Here is a 23,432-nt window from a genome sequence, read left to right as displayed (position 1 = left end):
TGTCGTGCTGCGTCGTCACCTGCCTCTCGCCCTGTGCGCCATGCTGCTGGCATCGGCGGCACAGGCGCGCGTGGTCGAAACCCGCATCCAGGTGCCGGTGCAGGTGACGGATCGTGCCGGTCAGGTGGTGCAGCGTCCGCTGCAGGTCACCGTGTTCCGTGACGATGCACAGCGCGCTGCCTTGCCGGTGGCCGTGATCAGCCATGGCCGTCCGGTCACGCGTGCCGCTCAAAGCGGCATGGGCCGCGCCCATTACGGCGCTGCCGCACGCTACCTGGCGCAGAAAGGCTATGTGGTGGCGGTACCCACGCGCATCGGTTACGGCGTGACTGGCGGGGCCGATGTCGAGGCGTCCGGCAACTGCGATCGCCGCGAATACGGCCCGGGCTTGCGTGCCGCCGCAACGCAGATCCTGGCTGTGGTCGATGCCGTGCAGCAGCAGCCGCAGGTCCGCCGCAACGGCACGCTGCTGCTTGGCCACTCCTATGGCGCGATCGCCTCGCTGGAAGCAGCCGCCATGCGCCCGCAGGGCGTGGCAGCGGTGATCAACTTCTCGGGAGGGGCCGGAGCCGATCCGGTGGCCCGCCCGGGCCAGCCCTGTTCCACCTTCCCGCTGGCGCAGCAGCTGCGCCAGCAGGGCTTGCGCAACCGCATGCCCACGTTGTGGCTTTACGCGCCGAATGACCGCTATCTGGGCCAGGAGGTGCCACGCCAGTGGTTTGCCGCCTATACCCGCATCGGCGGTGTCGGCGAGTTCGTGCAGACGCGCGCCCTGGGCCAGGATGGCCACACCCTGTTTACCCATTTTCCGTCGGTCTGGCAGCCGCTGGTCAGCCGTTTCCTGAACCGGCTGCCGGCTGCCGACCGGCCCTGATCGTCCGGAGATTCCATGTCCGCTCTTGCCCTGGCCGTTGATGGCCATATCGCTACCCTGACGCTGTCGCGTCCCGACGTGCGCAACGCCTTCAATGACGAAGTCATCGCTGAATTGACGCAGGCCTTTGCCGAGCTCGACCAGCGCAGCGATGTGCGCGTGGTGGTGCTGGCAGCCGAAGGCCCCGCCTTCTGTGCCGGTGCCGACCTGAACTGGATGCGCCGCATGGCCGATTACACGCGTGACGAGAACCTGCTGGATGCCGGCAAGCTGGCCGAGATGCTGCGCGTGATCTACACCTGCTCCAAGCCGGTGATTGCGCAGGTGCAGGGCGATGTCTATGCCGGCGGCATGGGCCTGGTGGCGGCCTGTGACATGGCTGTCAGTGTCGATACCGCCCACTACTGTCTGAGTGAAGCCAAGCTGGGCCTGATCCCGGCCACCATCAGCCCTTATGTGATCCGTGCCATGGGCGCACGTGCCTCGCACCGCTGGTTCCTGACCGCCGAGCGCTTTGATGCCGCCGAAGCGCATCGCATCGGCTTTGTGCACGCCGTCGTGACGGCCGATCAGCTGGAAGCCAGGGTTGCCGAGATCGCCAGGGCGCTGGTCAGCGCCAGCCCGGCAGCGGTCAAGGCCTGCAAGCGCCTGGTACAGGATGTGGCCGAGCGCGAAATCGATGCCGGACTGATCGCTGCCACGGTGGAAGGCATTGCCGATATCCGTGCCAGCGAGGAAGGCCGCGAAGGCGTGCAGAGCTTCCTGCAGAAGCGCAAGCCGTCCTGGCTGACGGCCTGACCATGACAAAGTACCGTTTTCCCGGGGTCGGCCCTGCTGGCATGGCTGTCCTGCAGCCGTACCATGGCGGCTGAAGCCCACCCAGGAGAACGGCATGATCGACACCTTGACGCAATGGTTCCAGCAATGGCTCCCCTTTCTGCAGCAGACTGGTGCAGTGCTGGGCGATGCCGGCCACTCGGCCGGGGAAGTCGCCGGGCGCGCACTGGGCACCATGGACCTGACCGGCATGCTGGCACTGGCCGGTGCGCTGGGCTGGGCCAGTGGCTTTCGCCTGTATGCAGTGGTATTCCTCACCGGCATGCTGGGGCTGCTGGGCTGGATACCCTTGCCCGACAGCATGCAGCTGCTGCAAAGCCCGCTGGTGCTGATCGCCAGCGGCTTCATGCTGTTCATGGAATTCTTTGCCGACAAGATCCCGGGGCTGGACAGCATCTGGGATCTGGCCAACAGCGTGATCCGCATTCCCGCCGGCGCGGCTTTGGCCGGCAGCGTGTTTGGTGCCGATGGCGGCACCATGACGCTGGTGGCCGCGATTCTGGGCGGCACCCTGGCCGCCACCAGCCAGGCGGCCAAGACCACCACGCGCGCCGCCATCAACACCTCGCCCGAACCCTTCAGCAATGTGGCAGCCAGCTTTGCCGAAGATGGTCTGGTGATCGGCATCGTCTGGCTGGCGACCGCCTATCCGCTGGTGTTTGCCGTCGTGCTGGTGATCGCCGTGGTGCTGATGCTGGTGGTCACTTTTTTGCTCATCCGTTACCTGCGCCGCGCCATACGCCGCCTCAAGAGCTGGTTTGGCGCGCAGGAACCCGATATCCAGGTGCCCTGAGGCACTTCTGAAACCAAGGAGACAAGTCCATGTTCAAGAAAATCCTGATTGCCAACCGTGGCGAAATTGCCTGCCGTGTGGCTTCTACCGCACGCCGCATGGGTGTGCAGACCGTGGCCGTGTATTCCGATGCCGATGCGCGCGCCAAGCATGTGCAGCTGTGCAACGAGGCCGTGCATGTCGGCGGCAGCGCGCCCAAGGAAAGCTACCTGCAGTGGCAGCGCATCATCGATGCTGCCAAGGCGCGTGGTGCCGAAGCGATCCACCCCGGCTACGGCTTTCTGAGCGAGAACGACGAATTCGCCCAGGCCTGTGCCGATGCCGGTCTGGTCTTCATCGGCCCGCCGGCCAGCGCCATCCAGGCCATGGGCCTGAAGGCCGAATCCAAGCGCCTGATGGAAGAGGCCGGCGTACCGCTGGTGCCGGGCTACCATGGTGCCGACCAGGATCCGGAACTGCTGCGCCGCGAGGCCGATCGCATCGGCTACCCGGTGCTGATCAAGGCCAGCGCCGGCGGCGGTGGCAAGGGCATGCGCCTGGTCGAGCAGGGCGAGGACTTTGCTGCGGCGCTCGAATCCTGCAAGCGCGAAGCCATCAACAGCTTTGGCGATGACGCCGTGCTGGTCGAGAAATACGTGCTCCGCCCGCGCCACATCGAGATCCAGGTGTTTGGCGACACGCATGGCAACTACGTCTACCTGTTCGAGCGCGACTGCTCGGTGCAGCGCCGCCACCAGAAGGTGCTGGAAGAAGCGCCCGCTCCGGGCATGACGCCGGAACTGCGCCAGCAGATGGGCGAGGCCGCCGTGGCCGCCGCCCGTGCCGTGAATTACGTGGGTGCCGGTACGGTCGAATTCATCGTCGAGCAGCCGGGCGGCTACGACAAGCCGGAAGAAATGAAGTTCTACTTCATGGAGATGAACACGCGCCTGCAGGTGGAGCACCCGGTGACCGAAGCCATCACCGGCCTCGACCTGGTGGAGTGGCAGCTGCGCGTGGCGGCCGGTGAACCGCTGCCGAAACAGCAGCATGAGCTGTCTATCCGTGGCCACGCCATCGAGGCCCGCATCAACGCCGAGAATCCGGAAAACAACTTCCTGCCGGTGACCGGTACGCTCAAGGTCTATCGCACGCCCGACTGGAGCGTGGATTTCGAACGTGCCGATGCCCGTGTCGATTCCGGTGTGCGCGAAGGCGATGCCATCAGCCCGTTCTACGACTCCATGATCGCCAAGCTGATCGTCTGGGGCGAAGACCGCGAACAGGCGCTGGCACGCCTGGACGGCGCGCTGGCCCACATGCGCATCGTCGGCCTGACCACCAACGTGCAGTTCCTGCGCCAGATCCTGGCCACCGATTCCTTCAGCCAGGCCAAACTGGACACGGCGCTGATCCCGCGTGAAGCCGATGCGCTGTTCGGTCAGGACAAGCTCGGCATGCCGATGACCATGGCTGCTGCCATCGGCCACCGCATCTTCAGCGAAAACCATCAGCTGCAGGGCAAGGACCCGTTCAGCCAGCGTGATGGCTGGCGCGCCTATGGCAGCTTCAGCCGTCACTTCGAGCTGATGTACAAGGGCGAGCCGCTGCAGGCCGACCTGCGCTACGAGCACGACGGCAGCTACTACATCGTGATGGCGAAGCCGAACGGCACGCTGCACCCCGAGGTGCTGACCGAAGGCCCGCTGATCGTGGAAGAGCGCGACGACGGCCGCATGGACGTGCGCTATGGCGATGACCGCCAGGTGCTGCAGGCCTGGCTGGATGGCGAGGAATTGAACGTGTTCAGCCAACGTGGGGCCAGCAGCATCACCGTGGTGGATGCGCTGTTCCACTCCGGCGAAAGCAGTGAAGGCGGCCGCCTGACCGCGCCCATGCCGGGCAAGGTGGTGTCGTTTGCCGTCCAGGCCGGTGACAAGGTCACCAAGGGCCAGCCGCTGGCCGTGATGGAAGCCATGAAGATGGAGCACACCATTGCCGCCCCCGCCGATGGCGAGGTGGTCGAGCTGCTGTTTGCACCGGGCGACCAGGTGCAGGATGGCGACGAACTGCTGACGCTGAAGACCGCGTAAGCAGAAAAAAAGCCGGCAAGTCATGCGACTTGCCGGCTTTCAGAATGGTTTGGTGGGCCCTGTAGGATTCGAACCTACGACCAACGGATTAAGAGTCCGCTGCTCTACCAACTGAGCTAAGAGCCCGAAAAGGCGAATTATACAACTCGAAATAGGGGTTTGTCATCTTGCCTACGCTTTTTCGTGCAGGCATGCTGGCAACAGATGGCAAACTTCCGGCCGCGGCATGGACGGCTGACGACATTCAGGAGCATCAAGCAATGGCATTCGATTACCCTTCCTCGGTCCTGATCGTGGACGTGGGCCCGCGTGACGGCCTGCAGAACGAGAAAACCCAGGTTCCCACCACCATCAAGGCCGAGCTGATCCGCCAGCTGGTCGATGCCGGCGTGCGCAAGCTGGAAACTACCAGCTACGTGTCCCCCAAATGGGTGCCGCAAATGGCCGACAACGCCGAGGTCATGCGCAGTATCACGCGACGTCCGGGCGTGTGCTATTCGGTGCTGGTGCCCAACATGAAGGGTTTCGAGGCCGCCATGGAGGGCAAGCCCGATGAAATCGTGGTGTTTGGTGCTGCCAGCGAGGCCTTCAGCCAGCGCAACATCAACTGCTCCATCGCCGAGAGCATCGAGCGCTTTGCGCCCGTGGTCGAGGCGGCCCTGGCGGCCGGCATCAAGGTGCGTGGCGCCATGTCCTGCACCGTGGGTTGTCCCTACGAGGGCGAGATCGCGCCCGAGCGTGTCGGCTACCTGGCCAGGCTGATGAAGGAGATCGGCGTACAGCATGTGGGCGTGGCCGACACCATTGGCGTCGGCACCCCGATCAAGGTGCAGCGCGCCATCGACGCCACGCTGCAGCACTACGATATCGACGATGTCAGCGGCCATTTCCACGACACCTATGGCCAGGCGCTGGCCAACACGCTGGCGGCGCTGCAAATGGGCATCTGGCAGTTCGATACCTCGGTGGCCGGGCTGGGCGGCTGCCCGTATGCACGCGGGGCCACCGGCAACGTGGCGACCGAGGACGTGGTCTACATGCTGCACGGCATGGGCATCGAAACCGGCATTGACCTGGATGCCCTGATCGATGCCGGCGAGATGATCAGCAACTTCCTGGAGCGCACCAATAGCTCGCGCGTGGCGCGTGCCATCCTCAACCGCCGCGCCATGCTGGCCGAAGCGGCTGCCACCGCCTGAACGGGCGGATGGCACGGGGAGTTTGTGCGGCACAATCCGGTCATGCCTTACTCCCCACGAACCTCCGCTGGTGCCCGCGCCGAGGCGGAAGCCTTTGCGCAACGCTGCGCCTGCGCCATCGCCAGCACACCGGTGGCGTCTCCCTGCATCAACATCTGCCAGATCGACGAGCGCAACGGCCTGTGCCGCGGCTGCCGTCGCACACTGGACGAAATCCAGGCCTGGTCGCTGTACGATGACGACGAGCGCCGCGCGCTCTGGCAGCAGCTGCTGCAGCGCGGCCAGTCCTGATCCCGATCCGAGGAGCCCCGAACATGCTGCCTGTCGTCCATTTCTACTTCGATTTTGTCTCCCCTTATGCCTGCCTGGCCTTTCACCAGCTGCCCCGTGCGCTTGATGGCCTGGCCTACCAGGTGCGTTACCGTCCGGTCCTGCTGGGTGGCCTGCTCAAGGCGCATGGCACACCGCCCCCGGTAGACATGCCGCAGCGCATGGCCTGGTCGCGGCAGCATACCCGCTGGCTGGCGCAGCAGATGGACATGCCGTTCGACTGGCCGGTGCAGCACCCGTTTGCGCCGTTCCCGTGGTTGCGCATGGCCCTGGCGGCCAGCCCCCAGGGCGAGCCCGGCCGCCAGGTCTGCGGCACGCTGTTCGACGCGATCTGGCGCACGGGTGTCCAGGCCGATGATGCCGGGCTGCAGCAGCAGGTCTGGCAGCAGCTCACCGGCTTGCTGCCCGAAGTGCGCGATCCGGCCAGTCCGGAAGTCAAGGCAGGGCTGATCGCCAACGGCGAAGAGGCCTTGTCACACGGCGTCTGGGGCGTACCCACGCTGGTGCTGATGCCGCAGGAGGAGGGCGCTGCTGCCGAGCTGTTCTGGGGCCTGGAAGGCCTGCCGCTGCTGCGCGAGGCGCTGCTGGCACGCCAGCCTGATGCAGCGGCATGAAGGCCTTGCTGCAACGCGTCCGTCAGGCCAGCGTCACGGTGGATGGCCAGCTCACGGGCGAGATCGGACCGGGCCTGCTGGTGCTGCTCTGTGCCGAACCGCAGGACGATGAAGCGGTGGCGGATCGCCTGTTGGCCAAGATACTCAAGCTGCGCATTTTTGCGGATGATGCCGGCAAGATGAACCGCAGCGTGCAGGATGTGCAGGGCGGTCTGCTGCTCGTCAGCCAGTTCACGCTGGCAGCGGATTGCAGCGGCGGCAACCGGCCCAGCTTTACCGCTGCCGCACCGGCTGCGCAGGGGCAGGCCCTGTTCGACCATACCGTCCGGCAGGCCCGTGCGCAGCATGCGCAGGTGGCGACCGGCATTTTCGGAGCCGACATGCAGGTAGCGCTGGTCAATGATGGTCCGGTCACGATCTGGCTGGACATGGCCTGAATCCGGACGGGCTTGTCTTTGTGGAACGCGGCTTCGGGCCGCGTTTTTTCATGCGTGTTTCAGACACGTGACAAAGTCGCATAAGGGAATACCCTAGGTAACGTTGACGTCAACTGTAGGTATAAACCAGAGCTTTGTCACTTCAATAACAATTGGATACCTGCATGGCCATTGAACGCGCATACGGCGCCGAGCATCCGTACTGGAAAGCCGGTCCCTTCAAAATCCGACTCCCCTTCATCCACTATCGCTGGGAATTCCCGGAAATGGTGCAGGGCCTGTTCATGTTTGTTGTCAGCCTGGGCATGATCCCGCTGCTGATGAAGTACCTGGGCATGCCCTATGAAGCCGCGCTGGCGGGCTGTGTCATCGCCGGCATTGGCTATCTGCTGCCCGCGCTGCTGGGAGTGCCGCTGGTGCCGGGCTGGATTACGCCGGCGATTCCGGTGGTGCTGCTTTATCTGCAGAACTTCGAGCCGGGACCGGAGGCGGTGCGCGCCATGTTCGCCCTGCAGCTGGAAGTGTTCGTCATTTTCCTGTTCCTGGGGCTGACCGGGCTGGGCGACAGGCTGGTCAAGCTGATACCGAACTCGCTGAAGGCCGGCATCATTATCGGTGCCGGTATTGCCGCCATGATGGGTGAGCTCAAGGTCGGTGGCCGTATCGATGCCACGCCGATCTCGCTGCTGATTGGCTGTATCGTTTCGGCCTACATCCTGTTCTCGCTGTCGTTCAAGCACATTGTCGAGACCAACCGTTTTGCCAAGATGATTTCCAACTTCGGCATGATTCCCGGCATGTTCATCGCCATGATCATCGGCTGGGCCGTGAGCGAATACCCGCTGCCCGAGATCGAGTGGGGCATCACCCAGCCCGATTTCGTCCTGCTGATGGACTTCCTGGTGTTCAACAGCGAGATTGGCATGCCCAGCGCTGACATGTTCCTGCTGGCGATTCCGACGGCCATCATCGCCTACGTGATTGCCTTTGGTGACATCCTGGTCGGTTTTGCCCTGTGCAAGCGCGCCGATCACCTGCGCCCGGACGAAGTCATCGAGCTGAACGTGACGCGCGTGCACCTCGTGACGGCGCTGCGCAATGGTCTGCATGCCCTGCTGGCTCCCTGGCCCGGTCTGGCCGGTCCGCTGTGGACGGCGGCGCACGCCACGCTGGCCGAGCGCTATGCGCTGGGCCGCAAGTCCATGGATTCGATCTATTCCGGTGGTGGTACCTTCTGGATCACCGGCCTGATCGCCGTGTTCATGCTGCCGCTGGTGTCGGTGTTCAAGCCGGTGCTACCGATTGCGCTGTCGCTGACGCTGGTGCTGACGGCCTACATCTGCATCATGGTGGGCATGGAAGAGCTGAAGAACTCGGCCGAGCGCGGCGTGGCCGGCATTGTGGCCGTGACCCTGGCCATGCCGGACGCCAAGGCGACCGTGTATGCGGTGGTGATCGGCCTGGTGCTGTACTGGCTGATCGAGCGTCCCAATGCGGCGCAGCGCAGCAAGCGCGATCTGAGCATCATCGCCGACGATACCGCCTCGATCGAGGCGGGCGACGAGCACGGCCAGGCGCAGAAGAAGCCGGCAAGCAACTGATACCCGCTGCCGTCTGACCGACAAGGCCCACTGCATGCAGTGGGCCTTGTCGTTGGTGGGTGCGACAATGGCCGCATGACCGTGACCCGTTACACCACGCTGGCGCAGCCCTGCCAGGCCGAATTCAGGGACAAGGGCAGCCGCTTCCTGGCCTTTGGCTGGCCGATCCAGTCCGAGGCCGATGTCAAGCCGCTGCTGGAGCAGCTGCGCACCGACCATCCGAAGGCGGTGCACTGGTGCTACGCCTGGCGGCTGGGGGCCGATGGGGCACGCTGGCGCGCCAACGACGATGGCGAACCCTCCGGCAGTGCGGGTCGCCCCATTCTGGGTCAGATCGATTCGGCCGGGCTGACGCAGGTGCTGGTGGTGGTCGTGCGCTATTTCGGCGGCACGCTGCTCGGTGTACCGGGCCTGATCCAGGCCTACAAGACCGTCACGGCCGATGCCCTGGCGCAGGCAGTACGGCTGGAGCAGGATGTGCGTGCGCATTACCGGGTGCGCTGCGGCTACCCCCAGCTGGGTGAAGTCCTGCGTCTGGCCCGCCAGCATCAGGCCGAGGTGTTGCAGCAGGAGCTGCAACTCGATTGCCAACTGCTGCTGGCCGTGCCGCTGGCGCAGCATGAGGCTTGTGTGCAGGGCTGGGAACAGCTGCGCGGGGTGGAGGTTGCGCCGGAGCCGGCCTGAGCGGAGATGGCTGCAGGCACAAGAATGCCCGCGCGCGGCGGGCATTCTGTAGGGCAGCAGGCGAGGGATCAGTGCTCGACTTGCGTCACATCGCGCACGGCGCCGGTGTCCGAGCTGGTGGTCATGGCGGCATAGGCGCGCAGGGCGGCCGATACCACGCGGTCGCGGTTGACCGGGCGCCAGGCCTTGCCCTTGCCCTTGGCCTCCATGGCGGCGCGGCGCTCGGCCAGTACGGCATCGTCCACCGCCAGATGGATGCGGCGCTGGGGAATGTCGATCTCGATGGTGTCGCCTTCTTCCACCAGACCAATCGTGCCACCCTCGGCCGCCTCGGGTGAGGCGTGGCCGATGCTCAGGCCCGAGGTGCCGCCGGAGAAACGGCCATCGGTCAGCAGGGCGCAGGCTGCACCCAGATGCTTGGACTTGAGGTAGCTGGTGGGGTAGAGCATTTCCTGCATGCCGGGGCCGCCCTTGGGGCCTTCGTAGCGGATCACCACCACATCGCCGGCCACCACCTGGTCACCCAGAATGGCTTCGACGGCGGCATCCTGGCTTTCGAACACGCGGGCGCGACCGGTGAAGGTCCAGATGCTTTCGTCCACGCCGGCGGTCTTGACCACGCAGCCACGCTCGGCCAGGTTGCCGAACAGCACCGCCAGACCGCCTTCCTGCGAGTAGGCATGCGCCTTGTCGCGGATGCAGCCGTCGGCACGGTCGGTGTCCAGACGCGGGTAATGGCGGTTCTGGCTGAAGGCCTGCGTGGTGCGCACGCCGCCCGGTGCGGCCAGATAGCGCTGGTGGGCCACGCTGCCTTCGGGCTGCTGCATCACGTCCCACTGCTGCAGGGCCGCCTTGAGCGTGGGGGCATGCACGGTGGGGATATCGGCCTGCAGCAGGCCGGCATGCTCCAGTTCGGCCAGGATGGCGATCACGCCGCCGGCGCGGTGCACGTCTTCCATGTGGTATTTCTGGGTGGCCGGAGCCACCTTGCACAGGCAGGGCACCACGCGGCTCAGGCGGTCCACATCGGCCATCTTGAAGTCCACGCCGGCTTCCGAGGCGGCAGCCAGCAGGTGCAGGATGGTGTTGGTGGAGCCGCCCATGGCAATGTCCAGGCTCATGGCGTTCTCGAACGCGGCCTTGCTGGCGATGCTGCGCGGCAGCACACTGGCATCGTCCTGCTCGTAGTAGCGGCGGGCCAGATCCACGATCAGGCGACCGGCCTCCAGGAACAGCTCCTTGCGCTGTGCGTGCGTGGCCACCAGCGAGCCGTTGCCCGGCAGGGACAGGCCCAGCGCTTCGGTCAGGCAGTTCATGGAGTTGGCGGTGAACATGCCGGAGCAGGAACCGCAGGTGGGGCAGGCACTGCGCTCGACCTGGGCCACGGTCTCGTCGGACACGCTGCTGTCACCGGCCTCGATCATGGCATCGATCAGGTCCAGCTTGCGCTCGACCTGGTTGCCGTTGGCAATCGCGATCACCTTGCCGGCCTCCATCGGGCCGCCGGAGACGAACACCGTGGGGATGTTCAGGCGCATGGCGGCCATCAGCATGCCGGGGGTGATCTTGTCGCAGTTGCTGATGCAGACCAGCGCATCGGCGCAGTGCGCGTTGACCATGTACTCCACGCTGTCGGCGATCAGGTCGCGGCTGGGCAGGCTGTACAGCATGCCGCTGTGGCCCATGGCAATGCCATCGTCGATGGCGATGGTGTTGAACTCCTTGGCGATGCCGCCAGCCGCCTCGATCTCGCGTGCCACCAGCTGGCCCATGTCATGCAGGTGCACATGGCCGGGCACGAACTGGGTAAAGGAGTTGGCAATGGCGATGATCGGCTTGCCGAAGTCGGCATCGGTCATCCCCGTGGCGCGCCACAGGGCACGGGCACCGGCCATGTTGCGGCCATGGGTGGAGGTCTTGGAGCGGTAGTTGGGCACGGCAAATTCCTTGTAAACAGTGCACGGCATGCAGATGCCATGGCATGGTAGGGATTATGCCAAAACGCCCACTGGCGACCAGTTGCCGGAATAACAGGAGAAGCGCAGGGGATTGGTGCGGTCTGGAGGCGATCCTGGGAATACCCCTGTTGACAGTGGTAAAATTTTTGTAACGAAAACGAGGAGGTGAGAACGATGAGTGTGAGTACCAATAGTCTTTATCAGCAGAAACTGGTGTCGGCCGAAACCGCTGCTGCCGTAGTGAAATCGGGAGACAAGGTTTTCATGGGCGAGTTTGTCCAGAACATCGAGGCATTTGATGCCGCACTGGCATTGCGCAAGAATGCGCTGCGCGACGTGATTCTGGTGACGACTACCCGCGTCAAGCCGCTGAAGTGCGTCGAGGCCGATCCCGCCCGGGAATCGTTCATCTGGAATGACTGGCACTTTTCCGGTCTGGCCCGCAAATGCGCTGAAAAAGGCCTGGCCAGCTATATTCCGTTCTCCTACCATCAGGGCCCGAAGGCGGTGCGCCTGTACGAGGCCCCTGATGTGGCCGTGGCCCAGGTCACGCCCATGGATGCCCACGGATTCTTCAACTTTTCCACCAGCTGCTCCATGACGCCTGACTACCTGCGCAAGGCGGGCAAGGTCGTGGTGGAAGTGAATACCAGCACGCCGCGTTGCCTCGGCGGCCTGAGTGAAGGTATCCACATTTCGGAAGTCGACATGGTGATCGAGGGGCCGAATACGGCGCTGGTCCAGCTGCCGGAAACCCAGGCCAGCGATGCAGACCGCAGCATTGCCAATTACGTGATGGAGCTGCTCGAAGACGGTGCCACGATCCAGCTGGGTATTGGTGCGCTGCCCAATACCGTGGGTGCCCTGATCGCCCAGAGTGACCTCAAGGATCTGGGCGTGCATACTGAAATGCTGGCCGACTCCTATGTGGACATGTACGAGGCCGGCCGCATCACCGGTCGCCACAAGGGCATCGACAAGGGCAAGATGGTCTACACCTTTGCCATGGGAACGCAGAAGCTGTATGACTTCCTGGACAACAACCCGGCGGCGGCCATCTATCCGGTAGATTACACCAACGATCCCTGTGTCATCGGCCGCAACCCCAAGGTCATGGCCATCAACAATGCGATCGAGGTGGACCTGTTCTCGCAGGTGTCCAGCGAGTCGTCCGGCACGCGCCAGATTTCCGGCACTGGCGGCCAGCTCGACTTCATCCTGGGTGCCTTCAACTCCGAAGGCGGCAAGGGCCTGATCTGCATCAGCTCTACCTACAAGCAGAAGGACGGTTCGCTGGCGTCGCGCATTGTGCCGACGCTATCGCCCGGATCCATCGTGACCTGCCCGCGCTCGCTGGTGCATTATGTGGTGACCGAGTACGGTTACGCCCAGATGAAGGGCAAGTCGACCTGGGAGCGTGCCGAGGCCCTGATCAATATCGCCCATCCGGAATTCCGTGAGCAGCTGATCAAGGATGCCGAGGCCATGGGCATCTGGCGCCGTTCCAACAAGCTCGCCTGAGGCGACTGCCATCCGGCAGCCACGTGTGCCCCTGCCGGGGCCACGTGGCTTTTTTGTGCCTGCGTGGCCGATTTGACCGGGCGGGATGGCCAGTCCGGCGCAATTTGCATAGTAGGATAATTGCTTGTCCAGTACACAAGAAACATGAGGAGCCAGAATGTCATTCCAGATGCAGTACCAAGAGAAACGCCTGTCGGCAGCCGATGCCGTGGGTGTCGTGCAAAATGGAGACACGATTGTGGTGCCAACCGGTGTGGGCGAGCCGCCGGCCCTGTTGTCGGCCCTGTCCGAACAGCGCCGCAGCTTCCAGGATGTCAAGGTTTCCCAGATCCTGTCGGTGCGCAAGTTCGGCTATTTCGATCCCGAAACCGTGCAGCACATCCGTCCCATGCCGTACTTCCTCAGCGCCACCTCGCGCACGTGCGTGGACGAAGGCTGGGGTGACTATATTCCCAGCTATTTCTCCGAAATGCCCGACCTGATCGGGCGCGGCCTGATGCCCGCCGATGTGGTGTTCGCGCTGGTGTCGCCGATGGATGCCCACGGCTATTTCTCCCTGAGCCTGGGCCCCGACTACACCATGGCCGCGATCAGGAAGGCGCGCGCCATCGTGCTGGAAGTCAACCCGAACGTGCCCTATGCCTTCGGCAACAACCAGATCCACATTTCCCAGGTGACGGCCCTGGTCGAGGATGACACCCCGATCCTGGAAGTCGGCCTGCCCAAGATCGGCCCGGTACAACAGGCGATCGGCAAGTACGTGGCCGACATGATCAACGATGGCGACACGCTGCAGATCGGCTACGGCGCGATCCCGGACGCGGTGGTGATGCAGCTGACCGACAAGCGTGACCTGGGCATCCACACCGAGATGATCGGCGACGGCATCATGACGCTGGTCGAGGCCGGCAGCGTGACCAACCGCCGCAAGAACTACATGCCGGGCAAGATGGTGGCCACCTTTGCCCTGGGCTCGAAGAAGCTATACCAGTTCATGGATCGCAACCCGATGCTGGAAATGCACCCGGTGGAGTTCACCAACGATCCCTACCTGGCCGGCCAGAACGACAACCTGATCGCCATCAACGGCACCATGCAGATCGATTTCATCGGCCAGTGCGGCTCCGAGTCGCAGGGTGCGCGCGCCTATTCCGGTACCGGTGGCCAGGCCGACTTCGTGCGTGCCGCCAACCGCTCCAGAGGCGGCAAGGCCTTCATCGTCACGCCGTCCACGGCCAAGGATGACACCATCTCCCGCATCGTGCCGACGCTGACCGCCGGCACCCATGTCACGACCAGCAAGAACGACATCAACTACGTGGTGACCGAGTACGGCGTGGCCCAGCTGCGCGGCAAGAGCGCCAAGGAACGCACGAAGGCGCTGATCGCCATCGCGCATCCCAAGTTCCGCGACCAGCTGACCGAAGACGCGAAGAAGATGAAGCTGCTGTAAGCTGCGCCGCGCCGTCTTTGGCGCTGGCAGACCTGTCAGGCAGGGGGCTCTCCGGGGTCACCTGCTTTTTTGTTGCCGATGCCGTCCGGCCCGGGTTGGCGCAGCCATTTGTCACGATAATGTCTTGTAACAGACAGAGGGAGGAATGGGATGTCACTGGGAACCGGTCTGGCCTATCTGGCCGCCAGCGTGACATGCAGCGTATCGGTGGGCGCCTTGCTCAAGGCCGGGCGCACGCGTGGGCTGGATGCGCGGCAGGCAATTTTTGCCAACTACATCGTGGCTTCGCTGTTGTGCTGGGGGTTGTTGCGGCCCGACATGGAAAGGCTGCTGTCGACCGGTGAGCCACTGCTGTTCTTTCTGGCACTGGCCGTGCTGCTGCCCACCATCTTCCTGGCGCTGGCGCGTTCGGTGACGGAGGCCGGCATCGTGCGTACCGATGCGGCGCAGCGGCTGTCGCTGGTGATTCCGCTGCTGCTGGCGTTTGTGCTGTTTGGCGAGGTGCTGACCAGCCAGAAGCTGCTGGGTATCGGGCTGGCCATGGCCGCACTGTTGTGCCTGCTGCGCAAGCCGGCACCGGCGGCAGGCAGTTACTACCACGGTAGCCATGGCAGCAGCTGGCTGTGGCCGTTGGTGGTGCTGCTGGGTTATGGCGTGATCGATATCCTGTTCAAGCAGATGGCGCTGGCCGGCGCGGCGTTTTCGGGCGGGTTGCTGGTGGTGTTCGTGCTGGCCGGTGTGCTGATGCTGCTGTACCTGCTGCTCGTGCGTGCGCGCTGGAAACGCTCGCACCTGCTGACCGGCGTACTGCTGGGGGCGCTCAATTTTGCCAATATCTACACCTATATCCGCGCGCACCAGAGCCTGCCGGGCAACCCCTCGCTGGTATTCTCGGCCATGAACATGGGCGTGATCGTGCTGGGTACGCTGGTCGGGGCGCTGCTGTTTCGCGAGCGCCTGAGCCGGCTCAACCTGCTGGGCGTGCTGCTGGCACTGGGCGCGATCGTGGCGCTGATGCCGCGCTGACGGCGGCGGGCAGTGGCCGGTCTCAGTCCGGGATCGGCTGATAGGGGTTGTCCAGCCCCAGGCCGTGCAGGATGCGGATTTCCTCCGCCTCCATGGCATCGGCGTCCTCGTCGCTGGTTTCGTGGTCCCAGCCCTGGGCGTGCAGGGCGCCGTGTACCAGCAGGTGCGTGTAGTGTTCGGCCAGCGGCTTGCCCAGTTCGGCCGCTTCGCGTTCCACCACCGGGGCGCACAGCACCAGATCGGCGGCCACGAAGGGTGCCTCGGAGTAGGCAAAGGTCAGCACATTGGTGGCGTAATCCTTCTGGCGATAGCTCTGGTTCAGCGCCTGGCCTTCGGCGCTGTCCACGATGCGCACCGTGATTTCGGCCTGTTCCACGTCAGCGGCCAGGGCGTGGCGCAGGCTGCGCTGCACACGGTGGCGCGTGAGCCCGGCGCGGTGGCGCTGCTTGAGGGCGGCATCGTCAAAATCGCCAAACTGCAGTGACAGGCTCAGCGGGGGCAGGGTGCGGCTCATGCGGGATCCTTGTCGCGGCGGGTGGTGGTGCTGGCGGCATCGTAGGCATCGACAATGCGCGCCACCAGCGGGTGGCGCACCACGTCGGCCGAGGTGAAGTGCACATGGGCAATGCCCTGCACCCGGCGCAGGATGCGTTCGGCCTCGATCAGGCCGCTGGTCTGGCCACGCGGCAGGTCGATCTGGCTGATGTCGCCATTGACCACTGCCTTGCTGCCAAAGCCGATGCGGGTCAGGAACATTTTCATCTGCTCGGGCGTGGTGTTCTGCGCCTCGTCGAGGATGACGAAGGCGTTGTTGAGCGTGCGGCCACGCATGAAGGCCAGCGGGGCGACTTCCAGTGCATTGCGCTCGAAGGCCTTCTGCACGCGTTCGTAGCCCATCAGCTCGTGCAGCGCATCGTACAGCGGACGCAGATAGGGATCGACCTTCTGGATCATGTCGCCGGGCAGAAAGCCCAGGCGCTCACCGGCCTCTACCGCCGGGCGCGTCAGGATGATGCGCTGCACATTGCCGCGCTCCAGCGCGTCCACGGCGCAGGCGACGGCCAGATAGGTCTTGCCGGTACCGGCCGGGCCGATGCCGAAGGTGATGTCATTGGCGGCGATGGACTGCAGGTAGACGCCCTGGTTGCTGGTGCGGGCGCGCAGGTCGGTGCGGCGCGTGGTCAGCTGGGTGTCTTCGAGTGAACCGAGCTCGGACGGATCACCGACCAGCATCAGCTGCACCATGGCCGGCGTGATCGGGCGCGCGGCCTGCTCGTACAGGGCCTGCAGGATTTCCATGGCACGCTCGGCCTTGGCCTTGTGGCCATCGACCTTGAACTGTTCGTGGCGGTGCGCGATCTTGACATCCAGCGCGCGCTCGATGGTGCGCAGGTGTTCATCCAGCGGGCCGCACAGGTGTGCCAGCCGGGTGTTATTGGGCGGGGTAAAGGAATGTCGGAGGATCACGCGGATAATCAGGGGAAAAGTTTTACACGTTATGCAAAAGAAGGATACCCCATGATCGGCAGGCTGAATGGCACGCTTCTGGAAAAAACTCCCCCGCAGGTGCTGGTGGACTGTCACGGTGTCGGCTACGAGGTCGATGTGCCGATGAGCACCTTCTACCATTTGCCGGCGGTTGGCCAGCCGGTGACCCTGCTGACGCACTTTGTCGTGCGCGAGGATGCCCAGCTGCTCTACGGTTTTGCCACCGCCGAGGAGCGCAGCGTGTTTCGCCAGCTGCTGCGCATCACCGGAGTCGGTGCGCGCACCGCGCTGTCCATCCTGTCCGGCATGAATGTGGCCGATCTGGCGCAGGCCGTGTCGCAGCAGGAAAGCGCCCGCCTGCTCAAGGTGCCGGGCATTGGCAAGAAGACCGCCGAGCGCCTGCTGCTGGAGCTCAAGGGCAAGATCGGGGCCGACCTGCCGCTGGTAGCGGGAACTGCCGTGGCGCAGAACGAGCAGCAGCACGACATCCTGCAGGCGCTGGTGGCCCTGGGCTACAGTGAACGCGAAGCCGCCGCTGCAGTGAAGAAGCTGCCGGCCGATGTCGGCGTGAGCGAGGGCATCAAGCTGGCGCTGAAGGCGCTGGCCTGAACGTACAACGGCGACTGACCGGATAATCCTGCCATGGCGATACTGACAGACAACCTGAGTTCCAATCCCGCACCGCAGCCTGCCCGCCGCATGGTGTCGGCTGCTCCCACCACTCCGGGCGAGGAGGTGCAGGAGCGGGCGCTGCGGCCCAAGCTGCTGGACGAATACGTGGGCCAGGAAAAGGCACGCGAGCAACTGGAGATTTTCATCGGCGCAGCGCGCAAGCGTGGCGAGGCACTCGATCACGTGTTGCTGTTCGGCCCGCCCGGGCTGGGCAAGACCACGCTGTCGCACATCATTGCGCACGAGCTGGGCGTGAGCCTGCACCAGACCAGCGGGCCGGTACTGGAAAAGCCCAAGGATCTGGCCGCACTGCTGACCAATCTGGAGCCCAACGATGTGCTGTTCATCGACGAAATCCACCGCCTGACACCGGTGGTCGAGGAAATCCTGTATCCGGCGCTGGAGGATTACCAGATCGACATCATGATTGGCGAAGGTCCGGCGGCACGCTCCATCAAGCTGGACCTGCAGCCCTTCACGCTGGTCGGAGCCACCACGCGTGCCGGCATGCTGACCAACCCGTTGCGTGACCGCTTCGGCATTGTCTCGCGGCTGGAGTTCTATACCGCCGAAGAGCTGACGCGCATCGTGCGCCGCAGCGCCGGCCTGCTGGGAGCACCGATTGACGAAGATGGCGCTTTCGAAATCGCCCGTCGCAGCCGGGGCACGCCGCGCATTGCCAACCGCCTGTTGCGCCGGGTGCGCGACTATGCCGATGTCAAGGGCGATGGCCGCATCACGCTGCAGATGGCACAGGGCGCCTTGTCCATGCTGGATGTGGATCCGCAGGGCTTCGACCTGATGGACCGCAAGCTGCTGGAGGCCGTGGTGCACCGCTTTGATGGCGGCCCGGTGGGGCTGGACAACATCGCCGCCAGCATCGGCGAGGAAAGCGACACCATCGAGGACGTGATCGAACCCTATCTGATCCAGCAGGGCTTTCTGCAACGCACGCCACGCGGCCGCATTGCCACCATGGCGGCGTACCGCCATCTGGGCGTGACGCCGTCGCAGGGCAAGCAGGGTCTGTTTGACGATACCCCATGAACACAAAGGAGACAGGCATGCTGGCATTCACACATTGGCGGCCCTGGGCGGTAACACTGGCCCTGGCCAGTTCCGGGGCCATGGCGCAGGCGCCGGCCCCGGCCGATCTGGCCGGAGCCTACCGCCACAGTACGGTCGATACGGTCAGCGAGCTGTATCTGCTCGAAGACCAGACGTTTTGCCTGGCTTTCATGGGAGGCAGTCTGGATCTGCTGGCGGGTGGCCGCTGGCAGATGGCACCGGATGGCCAGAGTCTGTCGCTGCAGGAAGTGCGCGATACGCATCAACGCCCGGTATTGCCTCTGTTCCAGCGCCCGCCCGAGGGGCTGCTGGATGCGGATGCGCTGCGCCCGCGGACGCTGGTGCTGGACGGTCGCCGCCTGTCCTATGCGCAGGATGTGGTCATCGGTTTTTCCCCTGATCAGTTGCGTCCGGTGTTCAGTCCTGCGCAGCATGTGTTTTCTTCTACCTACAGCCTGTCCCTGCCCCGACAGGCGCGGCAGCTGTGGGTGGGCTATCGCCTGCCGAACCAGCCGGACAGCTACCAGGTGCAGGGCTATCCGCTGACCAACAAGGGTACGCCGTTCCTGAGCTATGACCATGTGGCGCATCGCCCTCTGCTGGATCTGCAACTGCAGCGGGACCAGCAGGATCTGGTGCTGCAGGGCGAGCGCTTCAACAAGCGCAGCACCCCGCTGGCTGGCAGCGAGCGGGAAAGTATCCGTGAAGCCTGCCAGCCCTTCATGCACGCGGGCGCAGCGCAGCAGCAGGAGCAGCCGGACTCCCTGCCGCAGATCGCCCCGCTGGCACCTCCCATCCAGCTGCCGGCCACGGCTGTTGGCCGTCAGCCCTGGATTGGTGACACGGAAGAGGGCGAGCAGGCCGGCAGTCCGTAGCCGGTGCGCCGCCGGATCTGAGCGGCCAGCGGCAGCAAAAAGCCCCTGCATGTGGCCATGCAGGGGCTTTGCCGTTTCAGGCCTTGCGGCATGTGCCGCAAGGCGGGATCAGGCGATCAGTGGTTGGAAGCCGCAGCCGCACCGAAACCGGTTTGTGCACGCACGTACTGGTCGTCGAAGGCTTCGATTTCCTTCTTGCCCTTCACGCTGCCATCCGTCTTGGAGAAGATGTAGGCCAGCAGGAAGGCCACCGGCATGGCGAACAGGGCCGGCTGGGTGTACGGGAACAGCGGGGCTGCGTTGTGCAGCACGTCCACCCACACCGACTTGGACAGCACCACGAAGATCACGGCAGAGATCAGGCCGCCGTAGCCGCCCCACAGCGCGCCGCGCGTGGTCAGGCCCTTCCAGTACATGGACAGGATCAGCACCGGGAAGTTGGCAGCAGCCGCCACGCCGAAGGCCAGACCCACCATGAAGGCCACGTTCTGGTTCTCGAACAGAATGCCCAGCACGATGGCGACCAGGCCCAGCACCACGGTGGCGTACTTGGAGACGCGGATTTCCTTCTCTTCGGAAACCTTGCCCTTCATGATCACGCGGGCGTACAGGTCGTGCGAGATGGCCGATGCGCCAGCCAGGGCCAGACCGGACACCACCGCCAGGATGGTGGCGAAGGCCACGGCCGCCAGGAAGCCCAGCAGCATGTTGCCGCCCACCGCCTTGGACAGGTGCATGGCAACCATGTTGCCGCCACCCACCAGCTTGCCGGCCAGGTCACCGCCTTCGAAGAACTCGGGGTTCTGGCCCACGATGATGATCGCCGACAGACCCATGATGAAGATCACGTTGAAGAAGTAGGCCACGAAACCGGAGGCATACAGCACCGACTTGCGGGCTTCCTTGGCGTCAGTCACGGTGAAGAAGCGCATCAGGATGTGGGGCAGGCCAGCCGTACCGAACATCAGGCCCAGGCCCAGGGAGATGGCGGTGACCGGGTCAGCCAGCAGGCTGCCGGGGTAGACCAGCTTGTCCTTCAGCTTGTGCACGTTCATGGCGCTTTCGACCATCTTGTCGTAGGAGAAGCCGAACTGGCTGAAGGCCAACAGCATCACCAGCGTACCACCGGCCAGCAGCATGCAGGCCTTGATGATCTGCACCCAGGTGGTGGCGACCATGCCGCCAAAGGTCACGTAGACCATCATCAGGATACCCACCACGAAAATCGCGATGTTGTAGTCCAGGCCGAACAGCAGCTTGATCAGCTGGCCGGCACCCACCATCTGCGCGATCAGGTAGAAGCACACCACGGTCAGCGAAGACACGGCCGCCATGGTACGCACCTTGCCCTGGTCGAGGCGATAGGCGGTGATGTCGGAGAAGGTGAAGCGGCCCAGGTTGCGCAGGCGCTCAGCCATCAGGAACAGGATGATGGGCCAGCCGGCAAAGAAGGCCATCATGTAGATGTAGCCATCGTAGCCGGAGGTGAACACCATGGCGGTCAGACCCAGCAACGTGGCGGCCGACATGTAGTCGCCGGCAATCGCCAGACCGTTCTGGAAGCCGGTGATGCCGCCGCCGGCGGTGTAGAAGTCGGAAGCCGACTTGGTGCGGCGGGCCGCCCAGTAGGTGATGCCCATGGTCAGGCAGACGAACAACAGGAACATGACGATGGCATGCCAGTTGGTGGGCTGCTTGGTGGCGCCGCCGATATCGGGGCCGGCGGCCAGGGCCAGGCCGGCAGTTCCGGCCAGGGCCAGACCGGCCAGAAGGTTACGCATGCGGAGCGTCATTATTTGCCTCCCTTGACGGCATCGTTGATGATTTGCTGGTTCAGGGCATCGAATTCGGTATTGGCACGGCGCACGTACACGGCCGTCAGAATCCAGAACAGGATGAACATGAGCAGTTCGACCAGTACGCCCACGGTGAGCATGGAGGAGCCGGGGCTCACGAACTTGCCCAGCAGTTCGGGCTTGAAGGCGACCGTCAGCACGAATCCATAAAACAGGACCAGTGTGACAATGGCCAGGGTCCAGGCAAAGCGGCTGCGCTTGGCAACCAGCTCGTGGAATTTGGGATTGGCCTTGATCCGCTGATAGACGTCACTACTCATCGGGGTTTCTCCTTGGTTACATAAAGGTTTTGTCGTCCGCCGCGAGTATAGGCGGCATTGACGTGCTAACCCCATGCAAATGCAAGAAAAAAGCCACTATGTCGGATGAGGGACACAGCTCGGGTTTTCCCGTATTGAAAACACTTGTAAGCAAATGCATTCGACACCGGGAGTGAAAAACCCTATAATGGCGGCCATCCCAAGGAGCGTTGCAGCGCCATCGATTCAGCATGGCGTGAGGCTTGGGCAATTCTTGCAACGACGCTCACCCCCTGATCCGGTGCGGTGAGTATGTTATTTCCCCTCCCGTCACTGGTTTTTTCCGAACATCCTTTGGAGCAAAACCACATGAACGCACAACACCATCCCGTGGCGCCCGCTGACAGCGCCATTGCCGACATCTCCCTGGCCGCCTGGGGTCGCAAGGAGATCGCCATTGCCGAAACCGAAATGCCCGGCCTGATGGCGATCCGCGAGGAATACGCCGCCGCGCAGCCGCTCAAGGGCGCGCGCATCACCGGCAGCCTGCACATGACGATCCAGACCGCGGTGCTGATCGAGACGCTGCAGGCGCTGGGTGCCGACGTGCGCTGGGCTTCCTGCAACATCTTCTCCACCCAGGACCACGCTGCGGCCGCGATTGCCGCCGGCGGTACGCCGGTGTTCGCCATCAAGGGCGAATCGCTGGAAGACTATTGGGACTACACCCACCGCATCTTCGACTTCGGCCCCAAGGGCAGCGCCGGCGAAGGCCCCAACATGATTCTGGATGACGGTGGCGATGCCACGTTGCTGATGCATCTGGGCAAGCAGGCCGAAACCGATCCGTCCGTGCTGGCCAACCCCGGCAGCGAGGAAGAGCGCATCCTGTTTGCCGCCATCAAGGCCAAGCTGGCCGAAGACGGCACCTGGTACAGCCGCAAGAGCGCCGAAATTCTGGGCGTGACCGAGGAAACCACCACCGGCGTGCACCGCCTGAAGGAAATGTCCGTCAAGGGCACACTGATGTTCCGCGCCATCAACGTCAACGACAGTGTCACCAAGAGCAAGTTCGACAACCTGTACGGCTGCCGCGAATCGCTGGTGGATGGCATCAAGCGCGCCACCGATGTGATGATTGCCGGCAAGGTGGCCGTGGTCTGCGGCTACGGCGACGTGGGCAAGGGCAGCGCCCAGGCCCTGCGCGCCCTGAGCGCCCAGGTCTGGGTCACCGAGATCGACCCGATCTGCGCCCTGCAGGCCGCCATGGAAGGCTACCGCGTGGTCACCATGGAAGAAGCTGCGCCGCTGGCCGACATCTTCGTTACCACCACCGGCAACAAGGACGTGATCCGCTACGAGCACATGGCCGCCATGAAGGACCAGGCCATCGTCTGCAACATCGGCCACTTTGACAACGAGATTCAGGTGGCGGCACTGGAGGAGAAGTGCCAGTGGGAAGAGATCAAGCCGCAGGTCGATCACGTGATCTTCCCGGACGGCAAGCGCATCATCCTGCTGGCCAAGGGCCGTCTGGTCAACCTGGGTTGCGCCACCGGCCACCCCAGCTATGTGATGAGCAGCAGCTTTGCCAACCAGACCATCGCGCAGATGGAGCTGTTCTGCCACCCCGAAGGCTATGACGTGGGCAAGGTCTATGTGCTGCCCAAGCACCTGGACGAGAAGGTAGCGCGCCTGCAGCTGCGCAAGCTGGGCGTGACGCTGACCGAACTGAGCGACGAGCAGGCGGCCTATATCGGCGTGCCGAAGCAGGGTCCGTACAAGCCGGATACCTACCGCTATTGATGGCACGGCCATTGCTGCCCTGACTGCCT

The 23,432-nt window shown here is 64.1% G+C and carries 22 protein-coding genes, 1 tRNA gene and 1 riboswitch; of the genes, 17 read left to right on the top strand and 6 right to left on the bottom strand.

The annotated features are described in order from the left end of the window. Positions 1-4 precede the first annotated feature (4 nt). The 4 genes from C513_RS0102325 (at position 5) to C513_RS0102310 (ending at position 4,576) form a co-directional block, all read left to right on the top strand. The gene (locus C513_RS0102325) at positions 5-874 is read left to right on the top strand and encodes an alpha/beta hydrolase (protein WP_156816006.1); all 870 of its coding nucleotides are present in this window, start codon (positions 5-7) and stop codon (positions 872-874) included. Positions 875-889: 15 nt separating this feature from the next. Further along, positions 890-1,672, top strand: coding sequence for an enoyl-CoA hydratase/isomerase family protein (locus tag C513_RS0102320; RefSeq protein ID WP_018714417.1), 783 nt, complete (start codon positions 890-892; stop codon positions 1,670-1,672). A gap of 97 nt (positions 1,673-1,769) precedes the next feature. Beyond that, the gene (locus tag C513_RS0102315; RefSeq protein ID WP_026320460.1) at positions 1,770-2,504 is read left to right on the top strand and encodes a DUF4126 domain-containing protein; all 735 of its coding nucleotides are present in this window, start codon (positions 1,770-1,772) and stop codon (positions 2,502-2,504) included. A gap of 29 nt (positions 2,505-2,533) precedes the next feature. Next, positions 2,534-4,576 carry an acetyl/propionyl/methylcrotonyl-CoA carboxylase subunit alpha gene (locus tag C513_RS0102310; RefSeq protein WP_018714415.1) on the top strand — a complete coding sequence of 681 codons (2,043 nt, stop codon included), beginning with the start codon at positions 2,534-2,536 and terminating at the stop codon, positions 4,574-4,576. Positions 4,577-4,626: 50 nt separating this feature from the next. On the opposite strand, the gene C513_RS0102305 is transcribed toward C513_RS0102310, so the two are convergent. Continuing rightward, positions 4,627-4,702 (bottom strand) — tRNA-Lys (locus C513_RS0102305). Between the two features lie 134 nt (positions 4,703-4,836). Between C513_RS0102305 and C513_RS0102300 the strand changes: the two genes are divergently transcribed. The 6 genes from C513_RS0102300 (at position 4,837) to C513_RS0102275 (ending at position 9,441) form a co-directional block, all read left to right on the top strand. After that, positions 4,837-5,775: a hydroxymethylglutaryl-CoA lyase gene (locus C513_RS0102300; RefSeq protein ID WP_018714414.1), complete on the top strand. Its 939-nt coding sequence runs from the start codon at positions 4,837-4,839 to the stop codon at positions 5,773-5,775. Positions 5,776-5,817: 42 nt separating this feature from the next. Further along, complete coding sequence (locus C513_RS12495) at positions 5,818-6,066, top strand: DUF1289 domain-containing protein (protein WP_018714413.1); 249 nt, start codon at positions 5,818-5,820, stop codon at positions 6,064-6,066. A gap of 23 nt (positions 6,067-6,089) precedes the next feature. Continuing rightward, positions 6,090-6,719: a 2-hydroxychromene-2-carboxylate isomerase gene (locus C513_RS12490; RefSeq protein ID WP_018714412.1), complete on the top strand. Its 630-nt coding sequence runs from the start codon at positions 6,090-6,092 to the stop codon at positions 6,717-6,719. Further along, entirely contained in the window at positions 6,716-7,156 is a 441-nt protein-coding gene (dtd, locus tag C513_RS0102285; protein WP_018714411.1) for a D-aminoacyl-tRNA deacylase, read from the top strand. The genes C513_RS12490 and dtd overlap by 4 nt, the downstream gene beginning before the upstream one ends. Before the next feature lie 164 nt (positions 7,157-7,320). Continuing rightward, entirely contained in the window at positions 7,321-8,757 is a 1,437-nt protein-coding gene (locus C513_RS0102280; RefSeq protein ID WP_018714410.1) for a solute carrier family 23 protein, read from the top strand. Between the two features lie 75 nt (positions 8,758-8,832). Then, on the top strand, positions 8,833-9,441 hold the full coding sequence (locus tag C513_RS0102275; protein ID WP_018714409.1) for an IMPACT family protein: 609 nt from the start codon (positions 8,833-8,835) through the stop codon (positions 9,439-9,441). A 68-nt stretch (positions 9,442-9,509) separates the two neighbouring features. Here the strand turns inward: C513_RS0102275 and ilvD are convergent, their stop codons facing one another. Then, positions 9,510-11,378 (bottom strand): dihydroxy-acid dehydratase, encoded by a 1,869-nt coding sequence (gene ilvD, locus C513_RS0102270; protein ID WP_026320459.1) that lies wholly within the window; start codon positions 11,376-11,378, stop codon positions 9,510-9,512. A 195-nt stretch (positions 11,379-11,573) separates the two neighbouring features. Here ilvD and C513_RS0102265 point away from each other — a divergent pair, with 195 nt between their 5' ends. The 3 genes from C513_RS0102265 to C513_RS0102255 all read left to right on the top strand — a co-directional run bounded on the left by C513_RS0102265 (position 11,574) and on the right by C513_RS0102255 (position 15,399). After that, complete coding sequence (locus C513_RS0102265) at positions 11,574-12,920, top strand: acetyl-CoA hydrolase/transferase family protein (protein ID WP_026320458.1); 1,347 nt, start codon at positions 11,574-11,576, stop codon at positions 12,918-12,920. A 157-nt stretch (positions 12,921-13,077) separates the two neighbouring features. After that, positions 13,078-14,373: an acetyl-CoA hydrolase/transferase family protein gene (locus C513_RS0102260; protein ID WP_018714406.1), complete on the top strand. Its 1,296-nt coding sequence runs from the start codon at positions 13,078-13,080 to the stop codon at positions 14,371-14,373. Between the two features lie 156 nt (positions 14,374-14,529). After that, the gene (locus tag C513_RS0102255) at positions 14,530-15,399 is read left to right on the top strand and encodes an EamA family transporter (RefSeq protein ID WP_156816016.1); all 870 of its coding nucleotides are present in this window, start codon (positions 14,530-14,532) and stop codon (positions 15,397-15,399) included. Positions 15,400-15,421: 22 nt separating this feature from the next. Here C513_RS0102255 and ybeY read toward each other — a convergent pair whose 3' ends face one another. Both ybeY and C513_RS12485 read right to left on the bottom strand, forming a co-directional pair. Further along, positions 15,422-15,913, bottom strand: a complete 492-nt coding sequence (gene ybeY / locus C513_RS0102250; protein ID WP_018714404.1) for an rRNA maturation RNase YbeY — start codon at positions 15,911-15,913, stop codon at positions 15,422-15,424. Continuing rightward, positions 15,910-16,866, bottom strand: a complete 957-nt coding sequence (locus C513_RS12485; protein WP_018714403.1) for a PhoH family protein — start codon at positions 16,864-16,866, stop codon at positions 15,910-15,912. The genes ybeY and C513_RS12485 overlap by 4 nt, the downstream gene beginning before the upstream one ends. Positions 16,867-16,917: 51 nt before the next feature. On the opposite strand from C513_RS12485, the gene ruvA reads away from it, so the two are divergent. The 3 genes from ruvA to C513_RS0102230 are packed head-to-tail and all read left to right on the top strand — an operon-like array spanning position 16,918 to position 19,502. After that, positions 16,918-17,496: a Holliday junction branch migration protein RuvA gene (ruvA, locus tag C513_RS0102240; RefSeq protein ID WP_018714402.1), complete on the top strand. Its 579-nt coding sequence runs from the start codon at positions 16,918-16,920 to the stop codon at positions 17,494-17,496. Positions 17,497-17,529: 33 nt separating this feature from the next. Beyond that, positions 17,530-18,606, top strand: a complete 1,077-nt coding sequence (gene ruvB / locus C513_RS0102235) for a Holliday junction branch migration DNA helicase RuvB (RefSeq protein ID WP_018714401.1) — start codon at positions 17,530-17,532, stop codon at positions 18,604-18,606. Between the two features lie 17 nt (positions 18,607-18,623). Beyond that, complete coding sequence (locus tag C513_RS0102230; RefSeq protein ID WP_018714400.1) at positions 18,624-19,502, top strand: hypothetical protein; 879 nt, start codon at positions 18,624-18,626, stop codon at positions 19,500-19,502. A gap of 116 nt (positions 19,503-19,618) precedes the next feature. Here the strand turns inward: C513_RS0102230 and C513_RS0102225 are convergent, their stop codons facing one another. Further along, a complete protein-coding gene (locus tag C513_RS0102225; RefSeq protein WP_245552784.1) occupies positions 19,619-21,283 on the bottom strand; it encodes a cation acetate symporter in 1,665 nt (554 codons plus the stop codon). 11 nt (positions 21,284-21,294) lie between these two features. After that, positions 21,295-21,618, bottom strand: a complete 324-nt coding sequence (locus C513_RS0102220; protein WP_018714398.1) for a DUF485 domain-containing protein — start codon at positions 21,616-21,618, stop codon at positions 21,295-21,297. Between the two features lie 195 nt (positions 21,619-21,813). Continuing rightward, positions 21,814-21,892: riboswitch (S-adenosyl-L-homocysteine riboswitch) on the top strand. 74 nt (positions 21,893-21,966) lie between these two features. Between C513_RS0102220 and ahcY the strand changes: the two genes are divergently transcribed. After that, positions 21,967-23,403, top strand: coding sequence for an adenosylhomocysteinase (ahcY, locus tag C513_RS0102215; RefSeq protein ID WP_018714397.1), 1,437 nt, complete (start codon positions 21,967-21,969; stop codon positions 23,401-23,403). Positions 23,404-23,432 lie beyond the last annotated feature (29 nt).

Origin of the sequence: Allobrachymonas chironomi DSM 19884 (genome assembly GCF_000374625.1) — a bacterium.
In the GTDB taxonomy this organism is placed as follows: domain Bacteria; phylum Pseudomonadota; class Gammaproteobacteria; order Burkholderiales; family Burkholderiaceae_C; genus Brachymonas; species Brachymonas chironomi.
This window is presented reverse-complemented; position numbering and strand designations above follow the sequence as displayed.

What these genes read in the sequence shown, in the direction of transcription:
- ybeY (WP_018714404.1), bottom strand. Translation starts at nt 15,913, where the DNA reads ATGAGCCGCACCCTGCCCCCGCTGAGCCTGTCACTGCAGTTTGGCGAT.
- C513_RS12495 (WP_018714413.1), top strand. Translation starts at nt 5,818, where the DNA reads ATGCCTTACTCCCCACGAACCTCCGCTGGTGCCCGCGCCGAGGCGGAA.
- C513_RS0102275 (WP_018714409.1), top strand. Translation starts at nt 8,833, where the DNA reads ATGACCGTGACCCGTTACACCACGCTGGCGCAGCCCTGCCAGGCCGAA.
- C513_RS0102225 (WP_245552784.1), bottom strand. Translation starts at nt 21,283, where the DNA reads ATGCGTAACCTTCTGGCCGGTCTGGCCCTGGCCGGAACTGCCGGCCTG.
- ruvA (WP_018714402.1), top strand. Translation starts at nt 16,918, where the DNA reads ATGATCGGCAGGCTGAATGGCACGCTTCTGGAAAAAACTCCCCCGCAG.
- C513_RS0102260 (WP_018714406.1), top strand. Translation starts at nt 13,078, where the DNA reads ATGTCATTCCAGATGCAGTACCAAGAGAAACGCCTGTCGGCAGCCGAT.
- ruvB (WP_018714401.1), top strand. Translation starts at nt 17,530, where the DNA reads ATGGCGATACTGACAGACAACCTGAGTTCCAATCCCGCACCGCAGCCT.
- C513_RS0102220 (WP_018714398.1), bottom strand. Translation starts at nt 21,618, where the DNA reads ATGAGTAGTGACGTCTATCAGCGGATCAAGGCCAATCCCAAATTCCAC.
- C513_RS0102310 (WP_018714415.1), top strand. Translation starts at nt 2,534, where the DNA reads ATGTTCAAGAAAATCCTGATTGCCAACCGTGGCGAAATTGCCTGCCGT.
- C513_RS0102320 (WP_018714417.1), top strand. Translation starts at nt 890, where the DNA reads ATGTCCGCTCTTGCCCTGGCCGTTGATGGCCATATCGCTACCCTGACG.
- C513_RS0102230 (WP_018714400.1), top strand. Translation starts at nt 18,624, where the DNA reads ATGCTGGCATTCACACATTGGCGGCCCTGGGCGGTAACACTGGCCCTG.
- C513_RS12490 (WP_018714412.1), top strand. Translation starts at nt 6,090, where the DNA reads ATGCTGCCTGTCGTCCATTTCTACTTCGATTTTGTCTCCCCTTATGCC.
- dtd (WP_018714411.1), top strand. Translation starts at nt 6,716, where the DNA reads ATGAAGGCCTTGCTGCAACGCGTCCGTCAGGCCAGCGTCACGGTGGAT.
- ahcY (WP_018714397.1), top strand. Translation starts at nt 21,967, where the DNA reads ATGAACGCACAACACCATCCCGTGGCGCCCGCTGACAGCGCCATTGCC.
- C513_RS0102300 (WP_018714414.1), top strand. Translation starts at nt 4,837, where the DNA reads ATGGCATTCGATTACCCTTCCTCGGTCCTGATCGTGGACGTGGGCCCG.
- C513_RS0102265 (WP_026320458.1), top strand. Translation starts at nt 11,574, where the DNA reads ATGAGTGTGAGTACCAATAGTCTTTATCAGCAGAAACTGGTGTCGGCC.
- C513_RS0102280 (WP_018714410.1), top strand. Translation starts at nt 7,321, where the DNA reads ATGGCCATTGAACGCGCATACGGCGCCGAGCATCCGTACTGGAAAGCC.